Annotated in this window: 28 protein-coding genes; 7 read left to right on the plus strand and 21 right to left on the minus strand. The window is 29.3% G+C overall.

The window, feature by feature from the left end; genetic code table 11:
• Window positions 1-92: 92 nt before the first annotated feature.
• The 13 genes from FMG_RS08895 to FMG_RS08960 form a co-directional block, all read right to left on the minus strand.
• Complete coding sequence (locus FMG_RS08895; RefSeq protein ID WP_012289884.1) at window positions 93-1,085, minus strand: DNA cytosine methyltransferase; 993 nt, start codon at window positions 1,083-1,085, stop codon at window positions 93-95.
• A gap of 110 nt (window positions 1,086-1,195) precedes the next feature.
• Entirely contained in the window at window positions 1,196-1,642 is a 447-nt protein-coding gene (locus FMG_RS08900; protein ID WP_012289885.1) for a hypothetical protein, read from the minus strand.
• Between the two features lie 18 nt (window positions 1,643-1,660).
• Window positions 1,661-2,089, minus strand: coding sequence for a dUTP diphosphatase (dut, locus tag FMG_RS08905; protein ID WP_012289886.1), 429 nt, complete (start codon window positions 2,087-2,089; stop codon window positions 1,661-1,663).
• An 11-nt stretch (window positions 2,090-2,100) separates the two neighbouring features.
• Window positions 2,101-2,703, minus strand: a complete 603-nt coding sequence (locus FMG_RS08910) for a hypothetical protein (RefSeq protein WP_012289887.1) — start codon at window positions 2,701-2,703, stop codon at window positions 2,101-2,103.
• Between the two features lie 18 nt (window positions 2,704-2,721).
• The gene (locus tag FMG_RS08915) at window positions 2,722-2,964 is read right to left on the minus strand and encodes a hypothetical protein (RefSeq protein WP_012289888.1); all 243 of its coding nucleotides are present in this window, start codon (window positions 2,962-2,964) and stop codon (window positions 2,722-2,724) included.
• A gap of 35 nt (window positions 2,965-2,999) precedes the next feature.
• On the minus strand, window positions 3,000-3,794 hold the full coding sequence (locus FMG_RS08920) for a hypothetical protein (protein WP_012289889.1): 795 nt from the start codon (window positions 3,792-3,794) through the stop codon (window positions 3,000-3,002).
• Window positions 3,795-3,845: 51 nt separating this feature from the next.
• Complete coding sequence (locus FMG_RS08925; protein ID WP_041250685.1) at window positions 3,846-4,052, minus strand: hypothetical protein; 207 nt, start codon at window positions 4,050-4,052, stop codon at window positions 3,846-3,848.
• On the minus strand, window positions 4,053-4,625 hold the full coding sequence (locus FMG_RS08930) for a hypothetical protein (RefSeq protein WP_012289890.1): 573 nt from the start codon (window positions 4,623-4,625) through the stop codon (window positions 4,053-4,055).
• Between the two features lie 337 nt (window positions 4,626-4,962).
• The gene (locus FMG_RS08940) at window positions 4,963-5,199 is read right to left on the minus strand and encodes a hypothetical protein (protein WP_012289892.1); all 237 of its coding nucleotides are present in this window, start codon (window positions 5,197-5,199) and stop codon (window positions 4,963-4,965) included.
• Between the two features lie 129 nt (window positions 5,200-5,328).
• Window positions 5,329-5,865 (minus strand): siphovirus Gp157 family protein, encoded by a 537-nt coding sequence (locus tag FMG_RS09485; RefSeq protein ID WP_012289893.1) that lies wholly within the window; start codon window positions 5,863-5,865, stop codon window positions 5,329-5,331.
• Window positions 5,866-6,044: 179 nt separating this feature from the next.
• Window positions 6,045-6,308, minus strand: coding sequence for a hypothetical protein (locus FMG_RS08950; protein WP_012289894.1), 264 nt, complete (start codon window positions 6,306-6,308; stop codon window positions 6,045-6,047).
• 43 nt (window positions 6,309-6,351) lie between these two features.
• The gene (locus tag FMG_RS08955; protein ID WP_012289895.1) at window positions 6,352-6,564 is read right to left on the minus strand and encodes a hypothetical protein; all 213 of its coding nucleotides are present in this window, start codon (window positions 6,562-6,564) and stop codon (window positions 6,352-6,354) included.
• A 144-nt stretch (window positions 6,565-6,708) separates the two neighbouring features.
• Window positions 6,709-7,380 carry a hypothetical protein gene (locus FMG_RS08960; protein WP_012289896.1) on the minus strand — a complete coding sequence of 224 codons (672 nt, stop codon included), beginning with the start codon at window positions 7,378-7,380 and terminating at the stop codon, window positions 6,709-6,711.
• A 257-nt stretch (window positions 7,381-7,637) separates the two neighbouring features.
• Here FMG_RS08960 and FMG_RS08965 point away from each other — a divergent pair, with 257 nt between their 5' ends.
• The 5 genes from FMG_RS08965 to FMG_RS08980 all read left to right on the plus strand — a co-directional run bounded on the left by FMG_RS08965 (window position 7,638) and on the right by FMG_RS08980 (window position 10,666).
• Window positions 7,638-8,072: a hypothetical protein gene (locus FMG_RS08965; protein ID WP_012289897.1), complete on the plus strand. Its 435-nt coding sequence runs from the start codon at window positions 7,638-7,640 to the stop codon at window positions 8,070-8,072.
• A 15-nt stretch (window positions 8,073-8,087) separates the two neighbouring features.
• The gene (locus FMG_RS09925; RefSeq protein WP_262348804.1) at window positions 8,088-8,213 is read left to right on the plus strand and encodes a hypothetical protein; all 126 of its coding nucleotides are present in this window, start codon (window positions 8,088-8,090) and stop codon (window positions 8,211-8,213) included.
• A 102-nt stretch (window positions 8,214-8,315) separates the two neighbouring features.
• Window positions 8,316-8,711 (plus strand): IS200/IS605 family transposase, encoded by a 396-nt coding sequence (tnpA, locus tag FMG_RS08970; protein WP_012289898.1) that lies wholly within the window; start codon window positions 8,316-8,318, stop codon window positions 8,709-8,711.
• A complete protein-coding gene (locus FMG_RS08975) occupies window positions 8,712-10,133 on the plus strand; it encodes a hypothetical protein (protein ID WP_012289899.1) in 1,422 nt (473 codons plus the stop codon).
• 221 nt (window positions 10,134-10,354) lie between these two features.
• On the plus strand, window positions 10,355-10,666 hold the full coding sequence (locus tag FMG_RS08980; protein ID WP_148161032.1) for a hypothetical protein: 312 nt from the start codon (window positions 10,355-10,357) through the stop codon (window positions 10,664-10,666).
• 77 nt (window positions 10,667-10,743) lie between these two features.
• Here FMG_RS08980 and FMG_RS08985 read toward each other — a convergent pair whose 3' ends face one another.
• From FMG_RS08985 to FMG_RS09020, 8 genes are all read right to left on the minus strand, one after another.
• Window positions 10,744-11,373 carry a hypothetical protein gene (locus FMG_RS08985; RefSeq protein ID WP_041250686.1) on the minus strand — a complete coding sequence of 210 codons (630 nt, stop codon included), beginning with the start codon at window positions 11,371-11,373 and terminating at the stop codon, window positions 10,744-10,746.
• 134 nt (window positions 11,374-11,507) lie between these two features.
• Window positions 11,508-11,933, minus strand: a complete 426-nt coding sequence (locus FMG_RS08990) for a hypothetical protein (RefSeq protein WP_012289902.1) — start codon at window positions 11,931-11,933, stop codon at window positions 11,508-11,510.
• Window positions 11,933-12,151 carry a hypothetical protein gene (locus FMG_RS08995; protein ID WP_012289903.1) on the minus strand — a complete coding sequence of 73 codons (219 nt, stop codon included), beginning with the start codon at window positions 12,149-12,151 and terminating at the stop codon, window positions 11,933-11,935. Before FMG_RS08995 ends, FMG_RS08990 begins: the two co-directional genes overlap by 1 nt.
• A 28-nt stretch (window positions 12,152-12,179) precedes the next feature.
• Window positions 12,180-12,755, minus strand: coding sequence for a hypothetical protein (locus FMG_RS09000; protein ID WP_012289904.1), 576 nt, complete (start codon window positions 12,753-12,755; stop codon window positions 12,180-12,182).
• A gap of 31 nt (window positions 12,756-12,786) precedes the next feature.
• Window positions 12,787-13,272 (minus strand): hypothetical protein, encoded by a 486-nt coding sequence (locus tag FMG_RS09005; protein WP_012289905.1) that lies wholly within the window; start codon window positions 13,270-13,272, stop codon window positions 12,787-12,789.
• Between the two features lie 5 nt (window positions 13,273-13,277).
• Entirely contained in the window at window positions 13,278-13,757 is a 480-nt protein-coding gene (locus FMG_RS09010) for a hypothetical protein (RefSeq protein ID WP_148161033.1), read from the minus strand.
• A 33-nt stretch (window positions 13,758-13,790) separates the two neighbouring features.
• Window positions 13,791-14,162 carry a hypothetical protein gene (locus FMG_RS09015; RefSeq protein ID WP_012289907.1) on the minus strand — a complete coding sequence of 124 codons (372 nt, stop codon included), beginning with the start codon at window positions 14,160-14,162 and terminating at the stop codon, window positions 13,791-13,793.
• A 14-nt stretch (window positions 14,163-14,176) separates the two neighbouring features.
• Window positions 14,177-14,452 (minus strand): helix-turn-helix transcriptional regulator, encoded by a 276-nt coding sequence (locus FMG_RS09020; RefSeq protein ID WP_158297419.1) that lies wholly within the window; start codon window positions 14,450-14,452, stop codon window positions 14,177-14,179.
• A gap of 527 nt (window positions 14,453-14,979) precedes the next feature.
• On the opposite strand from FMG_RS09020, the gene FMG_RS09025 reads away from it, so the two are divergent.
• Window positions 14,980-15,756, plus strand: a complete 777-nt coding sequence (locus FMG_RS09025; protein WP_012289909.1) for a ParA family protein — start codon at window positions 14,980-14,982, stop codon at window positions 15,754-15,756.
• Window positions 15,757-15,768: 12 nt separating this feature from the next.
• Window positions 15,769-16,023, plus strand: coding sequence for a hypothetical protein (locus tag FMG_RS09030; protein ID WP_012289910.1), 255 nt, complete (start codon window positions 15,769-15,771; stop codon window positions 16,021-16,023).
• The last annotated feature ends 30 nt before the right edge of the window (window positions 16,024-16,053 follow it).

Raw genomic sequence — 16,053 nt, forward strand, 5'->3', positions numbered from 1 at the left:
TATAGCAACAAGTAACAACACCACAAATAATTAATACACCCAGAATATGTACCCACATAAAAGCCCCTGCCAGATAATAGCAGGGGAGAGAACTAACAATATACTGACATTATATGACTTTTTATATTCATTGCGATTACAAATGCTAAATTGATTGGAACTGCATTTCCTATCATCTTATATCCATCATTCACATCTTTATAGTAGAAAATAAAATCATCGGGAAATCCCTGAATTCTAGCACATTCTCTTACTGTCAATCTTCTATACAGTTTTTCCTTACCTGGTACAAATATATGTTTATCCTTACTAATTTTAAGCATTTTAGGGGCTTGTGGGTGCAATTGACATTGTCTTCCAGAAGCTTGAATTGTAAAGGCCGGCTCATTCCACGACCTAACACGATTTCTACTCATAAATATAGGGGAATAAGAACCAGTAAAGTATTCGTGATTTGTAACCTTACAATTATCACCATTAGTCTTGTTTCTATTCAAAGAAGGTATTGCTGTATCTTTCAAATCATATATAGCATCTTTCAGGGTAGGCTTATAATTGAATTTTTTTGGAGGATTATCAAAACATATGTTTAAATCTTTTCTGAAGCCAACATAAAAAATTCTTTTTCTATCTTGAGCAACACCATAATCAGAAGCGTTTAATAAGTGTATAAAAACATCATATCCAGCTTTGTTAAATTGTGAAATTATACTTTGAACAGCTTTATTATGTCTTTTTGCCATCATTCCTTTTACATTTTCCGCAAGAAAAAATTTAGGACTTTTATCTCGTAAAATCCTTATATATTCATAAAACAACTGCCCTCTTGGATCCTCTATCCCTTTTAGAGAACCGGCTTCACTCCAAGACTGACAAGGAGGGCCGCCTATTAAACCGTCACAATCTGGAAGTTCATTAGACCTCACATTAGTTATATCATCTTTAATCAGCCTTGTTTCATAATTCTTTTCATAGGTTTCCCATATTCTTTTGTCATATTCATTAGCCACTAAAACATTAAATCCCGCTTTAATAAAGCCTAAATCTAATCCACCAGCACCAGAAAATAAACTTATAAGATCCATTTAATCCCTTTCTTATTATTCTCCTTTGTTTCTTTGTTATATGTAATATATCAACAAGTGACAACACCACAAATAAGTAACCAACCTAGAACATGTAACAAAACCCCATGTTATGGGGCAGGGGAATAATCAATTCTTAAGGCAATTAAGATTTGTTTTTTTTGCTCAATCAACTTAGCTAATTTATCATATTCAGATTTGTTAGATACGTCAGAGCAATTTGAATTCATATTCATTGCTTTGTCTATTTTTTGAGATACTTCATCTAACATTGAAGCAAGCATAAACCCATCTTTATTAAACTTTACGCCTAAGATATCATCACGTTTTAACAAATAAGCATCTTCTTCGGATTCAGAATATATAAATTCCGAATTTTGATTATCTACAATGTTTTGATTTCTATTGCAAATCATCTTAAGATCTCTATAATTAAGTTTTAGATAAATTCCATTAAGATTTGTTTTAAGTTTTACTAAACAGTTAAAATGGATTAGATCAGCTTTATAATTGATTATGTTAAAATTTTCCGAAATTAATTTCTTTGTATCTTCCATAATATTCCTCCTATATTCCTATCTATTTGTGCTTCCAAATCCACCAGCACCTCTTTCAGTTTCGCTTAGTTCGTTTAATGTATCTACTTTTTGCAAATCAACTGAAGTATATGGTACTATAATCATTTGTGCGACATACTCACCGTCTTCGATAGCGATATTTTCATTACCATAGTTAAAGAATTTAAGCTTAATCGCACCACGATAGTCAGAATCGATAATCCCTACGGTATTTTGTAGTGCTAAATGTTTTTTAGTTCCAATAGATGAACGGGGAACGACCATTCCGAAGCAACCTTGTGGTATTTCTACGTGAATTTTCGTATTGATATCTACATATTCTTTAGCCTTTACTGTTGTTTTTTCGTCTAAACAGGCTGGAAGATCAATTCCTGCACTGTCCTTTGTTCCTACTTTTAAGTTGTGTTTTTCTGTGAAATATTTCATAATTTATTCTCCTATTTTTGTTTCAAATTTTTATCTAACATTTCAAAAATATGTTCGAATATTTTGACAATGTCGTCTATTTCGTCTGTCGTACTGTGATAACTCATAAAGTGTTGTCCTAAGCGGTTAATACCTATTTGAAGGTAATTATCATCATCTAAAGATAGTATTTTTGTTGTTACGTTGTCTTTTTCAATAGAATTTATAACTAATTTATCGTCTTTTTCAGAAAATGCGTTCATTAGACTTTCGACTATATTGATTAGGTCTGAAGCGTGTTCGGGAGTTATGCACACATCACAATTTGATGATAATTCTATCAGTTCCATAATGTCATATTCGTCACGATTGTTATAAACTTTATTATATTCTTTAAAATAAACATTATACTCAGGCAAATTGCTATAGTCATTATAATCTGACATTATGTTTATAAAATTAAAATAGGTTTTAAGTTTATCTTTATCGTAATTTTTTGAATTGATGACAATTGGGAAAAATGATATATCATCTAAAAATTCATTGTCTGTGAAACCTAAAATGCAGTCATTATAAGAGAAGATAGAAATATTATCTATTTTCTCTATATTTAGATTTGTTTTTTCTAATTTCATAAAATTTTTACCTTTCTTTTAGTTTTTCCAATTTTTTAATTTTTTATCGAGTTTTTCTTGATATTCTTTACTTACATTACCGAATAAATTCGACACATCAAGAGTTTTAAAATTTGACTTTTGATAAAATTCACTTTGATTAATGTTAATTTTAGAAGTATTTTTAGAGTTCAAAACAATTTTAATACTTGTAAATGAAAGTATTATGCTGATCACAGACATTATTATTGTCAATGTAGTTATAAAATGTTTTGTTTTCATTTACTTTCCTTTCTTTTATTTTTTTAAAATTTCTATTATTCCCAACTAATTACAATCCATTGATTTTCTGTATTGTTGATGTTCTTTATTAACTTTTGCGATATCTCAAAATTATTTTTTAAATCGTCTTGCAAAATTTTTATTAAGGTATTTGCCTTAATAGGGTTATTTTTTAATGATTTTTCGAACCTTTTTTTATTTTTCTTGTAATAATTGTCTTTTTCTAATTCTTTTAATTGTTCGGTTTGGATATTTAAAGTAACATATCCTTTATTATTTACAGGTATCAATAATATTTCATTTGAATCACTATGTTTTGTCGCAATGTCTATCATATTTTGCAAAAATTCTTGTTGAAAACTATTTATAGATTTTTTGTTTGGTTTTTCAAGTTTAAACGTTTGAATTTCTTGCGTGTTTCCTCCTATTTGATCTAATATTTCTGGATGTGAATTTTTCAAATATATACAGTAGCCTGTCAAAAGAATCAACATCACCAAAGTTAGTCCAAATATACTCCATGTTCTATACCAATCGATAGTAGATTTTATATATTCAAACAATTGTAATAATGTAATGCCTAAACTAATTATTATTACACAAATAAAAAGAATTATTGTTATAATATCCATTGTTTTTGCTATTCCTAATAGACATGTTACAAACATGATGATACTATCAATTAAAAGAATAGGATAAAACATATCTAGCCATGGTTGAATTGCCTTTCTAGTTGAATAGTCTATATTATCTGTTAAATTCAAACATAATAACCATAATACAACAAAACACACAATACTTATTAAATTTATTTTAATTACCGTCTCCATTATTCCTATCCTTCAAATCTCTTTTTCTTATTAGTCTTTCCATTTTATTTCTTAATCCAAAACACTTAGTGTACATATAACACCAAAAATTGCCAATAATGCTAAAAGTACGACTATTGTTGCTTCTAGCCTATTATCTATAGATTCTACAGAATTTTCGTATTTTACAGTTACATAAATCGACAATGATGTTGTTATAAACGCAATAAAAGTTGTTATAGTTTGAATAACAAATACAAACATTATCTTTGTACTCACTTACTTCCAACTAATAACAATCCATTGATTTTCTACACCATTGGATTCTTTTATTGTTTCTTGTGTTACCGCAAAATCATCGTTTAAGTCGTTTTTTAATATCTTTATTAACGTTTCTGTTTTAATAGGGTTATTTTTTAATGATTTTTTAAATTTTTCTTTATTCCTTTTAAAATAGTGATTTGTTTCTAATTCTTCAAATTGATTAGTTTGAATATCTAAACTGATATACCCTTTGTTGTTTAGTGGCATTAATGTTATTTGTTTCGACTTATTATTTTTCATTTTAACATCTATGATGTTTTGCAAAAATTCTTGTTGAAATTTTGTTATATATTTTTCATCGGCTCTTTCGATCTCAAAATGTTGATTAAACTTTTTAGCGTTTTGTTGTTCTCTACTATCATCCCAACATTTTGCATCATATATTATGCCAATTACTAGCAATATTACAACAAATATTCTAAGTACATGATAATTGTAATTTCCTTGAATCCAACGTTTCAGATCATATCCGAGAATTATTACTAATAGTATCCAAAGAGCTATCATAATAATTTGATATTTTCCCATTATTTATTTTCCTTTCTTTTTTTAATATTGAGTTATAATATTCAAATTTGTTATACCCACATAACAGGTTGCCCATAAAAATACAAAAAGTCACTTGTGATTAACCCACAAGTGACAAATGACTTTTTTAAGCTAAAAAATCTACAACGTATAAATCTAAAAACCCGAACAAATACCCGATACCCGCCCATAACAGTATTAGTTTACGATATTTTTTGTTGTTAGTTCTATAATATTTCACATGCAAAAAAGCTTCCAACAGTATTATCGGAATGAATTCGCCTAATAGTATTATTGTTAACAAACGCTCATTATTCGACATCAGTTTCTCCTTAATTTAGTGCCAACGACTGAACACGATCTTTTCTCTTCGATACACAGATGAATTAGCTATAGGTTGGTCTGGTTCTGCTGCAAAATTGTTTTGCAATAAAGTACACAAGTTTTCTTTTAACTCTTCATCAGACATTTCAGAAGCTTTTTTTAATCTGTTTTTATTTTTGAACAAAATATTTTGATTATTTGTAAAAACCTCTCTGTTATCTTTATCGTACCAAACTGGGAATAAAATCATATTTATCTCTCCTTTAATTAATTATATATGTAGAATATCAGGAACAGGGCAGTGGTCAATAAATTAACAATCCTACTACAATGTACCAAACAGACACAAAAATAGGGGAGACCAAGCTCCCCTTAAATGTTATCTAATTCTTAATGATTCACTATATTCTAATTGAACACCGTCAATTATCAACCCTTGATTAGCAATATCGTCATATAGTTTTTGTTTGTCAGGTTTAGGCGGTTGAGGTATCAGATACTCATCAGATAGTTTTGCTTCATCTTCAATAACAACCTTGCCTTTTCCTTTAGCTAGTGTAAATGTATATAATGCTGTTTTAAGTTTTTTCTTGTCACAAAGATTAAACAATGTTGACAAAGCCGATTTCAAAAAACTTATAGAATTATTAAAGCTATCTTTTCTTGCTTTAAGCCTTTTAATTTCTTCATCAATCTCTTTGACATTGTTTTCTAAATGTTTTATATAACCAGCTGTATTATTCGCTTTTTCTTCTAAAGATTCGGTAGAGTCTCTAAACTTTTCAAGCAATAATTCACGCTCTAATTTAATCCTGTGTTCATCCATTTCTGTTTCAGGAACCATTTGATTAAGCTCTGCTAATCTCTCAATAATTTGGTTAAGTTGAACGTTTTGTTCGTATAATGTGTTTTCCATAATTTTCTCCTTTGTTTTTCTTATGTATGTAATATATCGACAAATGACAAGACCACAAATAATTAGCACACCTATGACATGTACCAATATATAAATAAAAGCCCCCACAAAGATTAATTGTGGGGGAGTGTTTCTAAGGAAATATTGACTAATTTATATATTTTTTATTTTTGGGCTGATTAAGTTTTAGGAATAATTCTCATATTCCACGATTTTCTTCCCGTGATTTCCTCTGCTCTTTTCTCGGCTTTCATTACAATATCAAACTCTTCGCAAATTAGTCTATTAAATGGATCCCCATTTTTTATTTCTTCTTCTGTCATTTCTTTGTTGTATTGTTCGTATTTTCTATCCCACTCATCCTCATAAGCTTTTTGGCAGTCTTTTATAGTTTTTGCTTTTTTCAAAGCACATCTGTATTTGTTACTCATCCTGTATCCCATAATATACACTCCTTTATTGTTTTCTTTTATTTTATTTGTTTTGCTAGTTCCACAAAAGCATAAATATCAATTTAAGCCATACGAAGTTTAATAAAAAGAAGAAAATGCTCATTATTATTAATATAAAACTTAATGACTTACAATCTGCTGATGTTAAATATGCACATACTAACGCATGTTTTGATACAATATTTGTCGCAAAAATTAAACATATTATTAGCAAAAATAGTACGATTTGTGCTACAATAGCTATCATTATTGTCCTCCTTTGTTGTTTTCTTATGTATGTAATATATCGACAAGAAACATGTATATGAATTATTCGCTAGGCTATACGTTGAACCTACCTATGAGTAAAAAATTGCCCCACAATATTGTAGCGGGGCATTGTTCATTCAAATTATAGTTGATATTCTGTTTGCAATATTGATAGCCAACTTTTGACTTCTTCATTTGTTTTGCAATTAATGTGTCCGATTGGCTCGTTATTTTTGAAAATTGTTATTTGATTTTTAATATCAAGCCTTGATGATGGAGAAATAATAACTGTACAATCTTTATTTTTCGTTTTTATAGGGTCTAATAAAGGCTCTAAATCTACATTATATGCCCAATCAGATAAAATTCGATCATAAATAAATTTAGTTATTAGGTCGATATTTACAATTTTCGTTATTAGCATTTTTTCACTCTCGAAAAAGCCATTATTTATAAAATCTTGATTAACAAAATCTGATATCATATCTTCAATTCTATTAATAGTATCTATCATTACAAAACATTTATAATTATCGAAAAACTCTATCTTTACTATGGTATCGGGCGAAAGTTTCTTTCTATCAAAACGCTCTAATAAATCTTTTTTTAAAGTTTCGTAATTATTTACCAAACTATTAAGATCTGTACTATTAGTTGAACCATATGGAGCAGATTGACTCGTTTGGATCCAATCATTACCCACATCAGTTATTTTTTCTATCTCGTATTGAACAATATGTTCAGCCGAAAACCAGTCTCCATCCATCAAAATGTTTTTCCCTACAAGTTCTTTTTTTGATTTTACAGTTATCATAATCTACTCTCCTTTTTATTCATTGTTTTCTTATGTATGTAATATATCGACAAATCACAATGAAATTATTTATTTGTGACACTACAAGATGTACCCATACTCACATATGTTTCCCAAATTATATCAACGAAATAGCTAGATAATTCCAATCGACAATATTATAACGATTGAACAAAAGTTTATTAGGGGCTTATTTAATTTTTCTCTAATGTTTTGTGATAAAATAATGATAAATACATGGTAGAGGAGTTTTGTTTATGGATTTAGAAATTAGGAAGTTAGAAATTTGGAAAGCACGAGAAGCATTAGGTTCTGGAATGCCACTAGAAGAAATCGCAGAGAAAACCGGATTAGACTATGAATTAATTGTAGGGCTTCGAATGGGATATATGGAATTCGAAAATCTTAGAATATCACAGGTTATGAAACTTATTGAGTTAGGCGAAAACGAGTGCATAAAAGAAGACTATAGAGAATTGATGGGGTATATAGGTATTGGCTCTTTTAACGAAAACAGTGACTACGTTGCGATTGTGAGAGACTATGAATTATATGGTTATCAGCCGATTATTTCTTATTATCTACAATCTGAATTCAGTAAAATCAATCAACAATGCGAAATTGTAAAAGTAGAAGATGCTTTGAAAGAAATGGAAAAGTACTGCTACGTTGAACCGGAAGACGAATTTTAGATTGTAGGCGGAAAAATGAGTTCAAAAACTATTGATATAGAAAAAATAAAATTATTGTTAGAAAACGAAGCGTTCAAATCTGAACTAATCGAACAAAGCACAGGTGTTAACAATAAAGCTCCAGAAAGCCCCCGACTTTAGTCGTGGAGATGAATGGGAAACAACCTTTAAAGAAAAATTTAAAAGATAGTTTATTATTGATATATCTATTATTATATGGCATAATAAATGTAGGTGATATCAATGGTTAACTACACTAGAAAAAAAGGCATAGTATACAAACATCAATTTCATATTATCTTTTGTCCTAAATATAGAAGAAAAGTATTAGTAAACGGAATTGACGATAGATTAAAAGAGATATTTCTAGAAATCGCTAAGGATGAAGAAATAGATATAAAGGCTATAGAAATAATGCCAGATCATGTTCATCTATTTATAGAATTTGACCCTAGAAAAAGTCTTCATAGAGTAATAAAAGCACTAAAAGGGAAATCTTCTAACATACTAAGGAATGAATTTCCAGAGTTAAAAAGTAAAATACCAAGTTTATGGACTAGAAGCTATTTCTCTTGTTCTGTAGGACACATAAACGACAAGGTAGTAAAAAAATATATAGAACAACAGAAAGGTGTATAAATGAAAGCTAAGACATCATCGTATGTAGTTGAATATGAACTATTGACAACTACTAGAGATAGAAAAAGTTTGGAAAAGAAATTTAATAGTGCCAAGTCTATATACAATGCTTGTCTTAATGAGTGTTTGAAAAGACTTAAAAGATTAAGAAACAACGAAGAATACAGCAGTCTTTTGAAAGAAAAATCAAGTAAGGAAAGAAACAGAAAACTTAAAGAAATAGAACTATCTTTGAACTATTCAGAATACGACATGCATAAATATGTTAAAGACATAAGAAAGCTGTATGCTAAACATATCGGATCTCAAGAAGCACAAAAACTTGCTACTAGGGCTTTTCAGACAGTGGGAAAACTACACTATCATATTGCTGATAAAGTTAATTTTAAAAACAGATATAGCGATATGTCTGTTGAGAACAAAAGCAATAATACAGGTCTTAGATTAAAAGATGATATCGTAATATGGAATGATTTAAAGCTAAAGATTAAAGAAAAGAAAAATGACATATACAATATCCAATCAAGAAACGATAAGACTAAATACATTAGAATACTTAAAAGAACAATCAGAAGAAAGACTAGATATTTCGTTCAAGTAATCAAAGAAGGTATTCCTCCTAAGAAAAGAAACTACGGAAAAGAATCAGTCGGTATTGATATCGGAACATCATCCGTTGCTATAGTATCGGATAGTTGTGTTAAATTAGAAAAGCTATCTAATACCGAAAATGAATACAAAAAATTGAGACGATTAGATAGAAAACTAGAACGATCTAAGAGAATAAATAATCCCAAAAACTATAATGATGACGGAACGGTTAAAAAGGGCTCAAAAAGATGGATATATTCTAATAGATACATTAAGTTAAGGCAAAAAAGAAAAGACTTGTACCGTAAATTAGCGACTAAAAGAAAAGAATATCAAGAAATATTGGCAAATAAGATAATAGAATTAGGTGTAGATATTAAAGTCGAAACAATGAGATTTAACGCCCTGCAAAAAAGAGCAAAGAACACAACGATAAACAAAAAGAACGGAAAGATTAATAAGAAAAAGAGATTCGGAAAGTCTCTTTGCAATAACTCTCCTTCCCAACTGTTAACTATCATAGACAGAAAACTACACTATGTAGGTAGCTATTTAAAAAGAATAGACACATTCGAAGTTAAGGCAAGTCAATTTAATCATAAAACGAAAAACTGTGTTAAAAAGAAACTATCCCAAAGATGGAATGTAATAGATGATATTAAAATACAAAGAGATTTGTATTCGGCATTTTTAATTCAAAATGTTAGTGATGATTTAAAATCAGTAGATACTGATTTGTGTGATAAGAAGTATGACAAGTTTGTTAACTTGCACAATATAGAAATTAATAAACTAAAAGAAATAAAAGAAATGCGTTGGTTAATCGCATAAATTTATTAATCAGTCGGATTGACTGCACCGACTTAAATAAGACAAAATCATAAGCACATAGCAGGTCTTTTAAAGGCTGGGCTAGTGAAGTGCATATCATACGATATAGATTTGTTGAGTTCTCTGTTAAAGAAGACTAGATCATTTATTTAATGAAGCAATCTTCGGCTATGCCAAAAGAGAACCCCCTGACTTTAGTCGTGGGGAGTAGTCAGAAAGGAATGATTGACAGTATAAGAGCAGGGGAGATGAATGTCGAAGACCTAGACCTGCAAACAGCCTTCATATTATCAAGATTATGTGACGGAATAAACATATCTTACGATTATGAAAATCTTTTGGAAGAATTTAGAGAAGACCTACATGAGTTTAGTCCTAAGCTTGTAGCCATAGTTAGAGAAGATAGGGGAGTGTATAAGCCGATAATAAACTATTATCTTCCACAATCATTCAATAAAATTGATGAACCTTGCGAAATTGTTTATGCAAAAGATGTGCTACAAGAGATGGAAGAGATGAACAAGCTAATATAAGCCAAAAAAAGCAGGTGCTATATACCTGCTTTTTGACTTTTTCCAATAGAGAACGGGAGAAAGCCAGCCCTCAAATTCTAATACCAACATGTATAATAAACATCTTCATCTTCTGTGTTCATCAAAAAATCTTCAACATTTTCGAAAGCTTCTTTAACTTCTAAAATATCTAACAGATAGTAGATATTTAGCTCATAGTTACCGTAGAAAAAGCCTTCTGTTATCGGAAGCTTTTCTTCGACTATTTCAGAACATTCCTTATTTTCTGAAACAATTTCTTTAAATCTTTGATTAATACTATCGAAAATCTCTGTATTAATTTCTCCAGCGTTGCTTTGGTCTATTGTGATATTCGAATAATCAATGCTATATTTCTTAGCATATTCTTTTAATGACAAATCACAATAATCTTGAACCTCTTGAATGAAGTCTTTCGAAAAACATTTTAAAAACTTATTGCAAACATTAAGCAAATATTCTATATCCTCGTCAGAAACTCGAACATATTCGCAGTTATCAATGTTGTATTTTTCTTCGAAATATCCTTGCAATATATTGACTTTTCTGAAATATGCTAATTCTGAACAATGATACAAGTAGTTATTGTCTTCATCAATATAATCGCTTGCAAAAAACCTGTCTGGAAAATACTCCACGTCACCAATATTGCTAAAATAAACAGCATACAAATTTTGATCTAATCCCATAGTTATTTCTCCTTTATATTTTTTATTTCTTGTGTATATAAAATAGCGAGAATACCGATAACACCACAAATTAACACACCTAATCAATGTACCAAAAAAGGAAGTCGACAAAAGCCCACTTCCCACAGTTAACATTATTCAATTTTCACGCAATCTAAAATCTCTATATTATAAGAATCGCAAACAGTTAATAGGACATCAATAATACCTGATGCAACAAGCTTTTTATAATTTTGAACACCTACGATAAAATTAATAAGTTTCGCTATTTGTTCTATGATGATTAGTTTACTTTCACAAGGTTTTTTAGAAACTTTTCTGAACTCTCGCATAATCGTATAAATTTTATTTAAATCTACTTTAGAATCAAGTTCGTTTCCAACAACGAGTGTTATATACACATTGCAGATACTGTCTTTTATCAGGTCAAGATCGTCTAAGCACACTCCTTTTAATAAATCCGATAACTTTTCTATAGTTGCAAGAACGTTATTATAGATATCCACATATAGATCAAGGTCTTGTGTCACATTTAATATTTTTTTGTTTAATTCTTCCATTATTCCTCCAAAACCTTTGTTATCGCTTGAAGTGGGCTTCTAGCTTTAACCAGGCTTATTATTTCTTTCCCTTTTTTTCTAATAGCATAAAGCTCTGATTCCAAATAACAATATTCGAACTCCATATATTTTTTATCGAGGTCGTATGGTTCTGGAACGCTATGATATATATTTTCTTTTATCTCTTTATACAAATCGTGTATTTCTGATGATCCCATATTTACATCTCCTTTTTTATTTCGTTACCTATTGTTCGTTGTGTTGAGAAATATCTATCATTTCACATAAATTAGCAGATTTATATTTATTTTTCAAGTAATTACACTCTTCTTCAGTAAATATATTTCTTATACCAAAGATCTTTTTGTTTCCATCAAATAAAATCTTTTCTTCATCATTTTTAAAATCAACGACATTTAGATATCCGTAATCGCCCAATTCTTCGTTATATAGATGATAGTTTTCACTAATTTCTTTAGCATTGAAGAATTTATCAAATTTTGATAATTGTCCTTTGTTTTCTTGCCAAACATTGAACATTGGGTCTTTGTAATATAAGATATTATTTGAGATCTTATATCTTCTGTTGTCTACAATATATTCTGTATTTTCTTCCCAACCCAGGACAACGCATAAACTATTAGTTATTAACGCCTTCCCAGATTCACGAGTACTTATTTTTCTTTCCAATCTTTTAATTTGTCTAATAATTTTCTTTGCTTGTTTTGTGTTTAATTCTTTCCCTAATATTTTGTCTACCGTATCGATAAACACAGCCATATTGATATCTTGAATTTCTTTTTCTGTTCTTGTATTTTCCATAATATTCTCCTATAAAACAATGGGCGAGAGTCTAGTCTACGCCCACGATATAACTTTCTGACATTAATGAATATTCGTAGTCTTCAGTTTCTTTATCTAAAAAATTATAAATAAGATTGCTTAGTTCTTTTATTTTTTCATCGCCTAGACTTTCTTTTAAACTATGTTTATCATAGGCAAAATTAATCTCATCCCAATAATTTTCATCAATAGTTTCAACAATCCATTCTCCACAGTTTTGTGGAATTTCAGGTTTTTCGAACTCAATTATCCAAAATTCCTTTATTGTTGATAAAGATATAATTTCAGAACGATTACATGAATCCACTAATTCCACTAATTCTTCTGCAAAAATATCTTGATTGGGGATATAGTCAGAGTTATCTATGTTTTCGTTAAACTCTCGTAAAACCCTTAGACCTTCAGTTTTTGCCTTATCAAAACTATCGAACATCTCGTTCAAATACGTTCCCTTATCTCCATAAAGGCTACAACAATATGTTTTGTTTTTATCCATAATACTTACTCCTCTTTTGCTTTCCAGCCTACGCCATAATCATTCCACAAAAAACATTCGCAAAATGATTTGATTTTAAACCTTGCAAATCTTTCATCTTTATCAACTAGGGTAGCGTAACATCTGAATTTTTCTTTAGTGTTATTCACATCATAAATAGCGTATTTTTTACCTGTTACAAATCTTTCTGCTATCTTGTTTTCTTGTTTTACCCTATCAAAATATCTTTTATAATCTATTTTGAAATTACCTTCATCATCTATTACTGATTCATCTTCATCGTATAAATCCTCACTCATGATTTGTCTCCTCTCCTTGTTTGTAAATATCTCGTATTCTTTTCTAAAATCAATAATCTCAAGATTATATAGAAGAAAAGATCTAACAGAGCTATAGGTTCTATCTAATTCTTTGGTTATTTCTTCTGCAACCTTAGAAAGTGTTTCTTTAGGATTATCTTGAATCACCTTTTTACATACTTGCATTTCTTCACACGACCACCTCAACTAACTTCCTCCTTATAGTTGTTCTAATATATCTTTTAGTAATTCTTCATCTTTATTTCTTTTAATTGCACCCATTCTTTCAAAATATGATACAAATTCTTCTTTAATTTTTAAATAATCTTTATCAAATCTACAGTCCAAAATATCTGCTTGCATATCTAAAACATCAGCCAATGTAAGCATTTCTACATCACCATTTTCAAAAGAATATCCACTATCAGTGAAGAGGGTACTGTCTCCATTTTGAAGATTTGAGTAAACTAGATTTTTATTTTTAAAACTTAATCTATCGTGAATGTTAGTACCTATATAATGATTTGATCGAGGACAAGCTTTGTCAATAATCTTTATTAACGGTATTCGCAGTTTGTAATTGCTATACATACATATCCCTCTTTCTAGTTTTCTACATTTACATCATAGAAAATTTCTTGAACTGTTCTATTAGCTAACGTAGCTATTTTTGCCATTCTTTCTCTTGCTGGAAGACATCTTCCTTTCTCGTAATGACCCCAAGCAGTTCTTGAAATTCCACAAAGTTTAGCAATGTCCTTTTGAGATAGATGTAGCTGTTTAATTCTAATATGTCGAAGCTCCTTAGCTATTTCTTTCTCAGGTTTTAATTTGTAATCACTTTCATCAAGCGGTCTAATGTTGTTATAATCTATTTTCATCACTATTTTGAGTAACAGATCAGACATTACGATAATGTATATCTGATCTTTAACTTAACTCCTTTCAAATATATTTATGGTAGAAAAATTCACCTCACACACCATGAATGACAGAAATTGTTGCATTTAAAACAAATCAAACACTCAAGAGTATGTACCGATTTAATTGTAATGCCTAAATACACAAAATCATTTAAAAGAAAACAATGTAACAAAGTAAGAAACGCTATAAAGATAAAATAATAACTATAATACATAAATTGACAAGTAAGCACAATAGATATGGAAATATATCGAGAATATAATAACAAAATAATACATCAAAATACTTAAACAAATAAAATAATATAAAAGAAAACAATGCTACAAAACAAGAGCATGTATAAAGATAAAATAATAACTACAATGCTACAAAACTACAAGTAATTAAAATACATATAGAAATGTGTTGCAATTACATTAACACAATGGTATAATGTAACTATAATACAAAACACATGTAACAAATGACAAGTAAAGGAGGAAATATGGTTATAACTATAGGCAATAACAAAGGTGGAGTAGGAAAAACTACACTTAGCACTGTATTCACATATATACTTAGTGATCTTAGAAAAGAAAAAGTATTGGTGATCGATACAGACCAACAATCAAATTTATCTAAGCTTTTAGAAATAACTTATGGAAAAAAATTTGATGAAAACAAAAACATATACCAAGCTTTATTTTCATCTGGAAGCATAAAAGACTATATTCAACCCGTAACAAGTACATTAGACATACTAGTAGGTAGTTGGGATATGGCGAACTTCGAAAATAACGTTGGAAAGGTTTATAAAGAACAATCCATTCCTTTTATTTTAAGGACTAAGCTAGACGAAGTTAGAAATGACTATGATTATATAATTATTGATACATCTCCTACAACGGGATTGTCAACACAAAACGCAATAATAGCAAGTGATTATGTAATTATAGCAACACAAACAGTACCACTAGCATTTGATAGCACAGACAGATACTTTATGTTTTTAACACAAATATCAAATCAAGTATTTGATGGATTTGAATTATTAGGAATAGTTCCATATTTAGTGGGGGATTCATCTACCGACAGAACGTATATACAAAGATATAATAGCGAATTTAACGTAGATTGTTTTAGCAACATGATTAAGGCATCAGACAGGGTAAAATCGTGGTCTAATAACGGAATAACAAGCCATTTACCATATGACAAGCGTACATTAAAAATGTATGAAGATGTTTTAGATGAAGCACTAACTAGAACCGTAAGTATGTAGGGGGGGAATATTATGAAAAGCAGAGATTATAGAGACGATAATAACAAAAAGAACAAGAACATTATAAACACTAATATTTTGGAAAGAAAGACAGATAATTCAAAGAGTATTAGAATATATGAGGAAGATTATAATTTTATTGATTTCTTATCAATTTGGAAGAAAGATACAATGGTAAGCTTAATCAATTCAATGATAAAAGAGTATAAGGAAAGCCATCCAGAAGAAGTAGAAAAATATAAGGCATTTCAAGAATTTCAAAAATAAATAGCTAATTATAACCGTAGATGCAGATTC

This window comes from Finegoldia magna ATCC 29328 (assembly GCF_000010185.1).
Lineage (GTDB): Bacteria > Bacillota > Clostridia > Tissierellales > Peptoniphilaceae > Finegoldia > Finegoldia magna_H.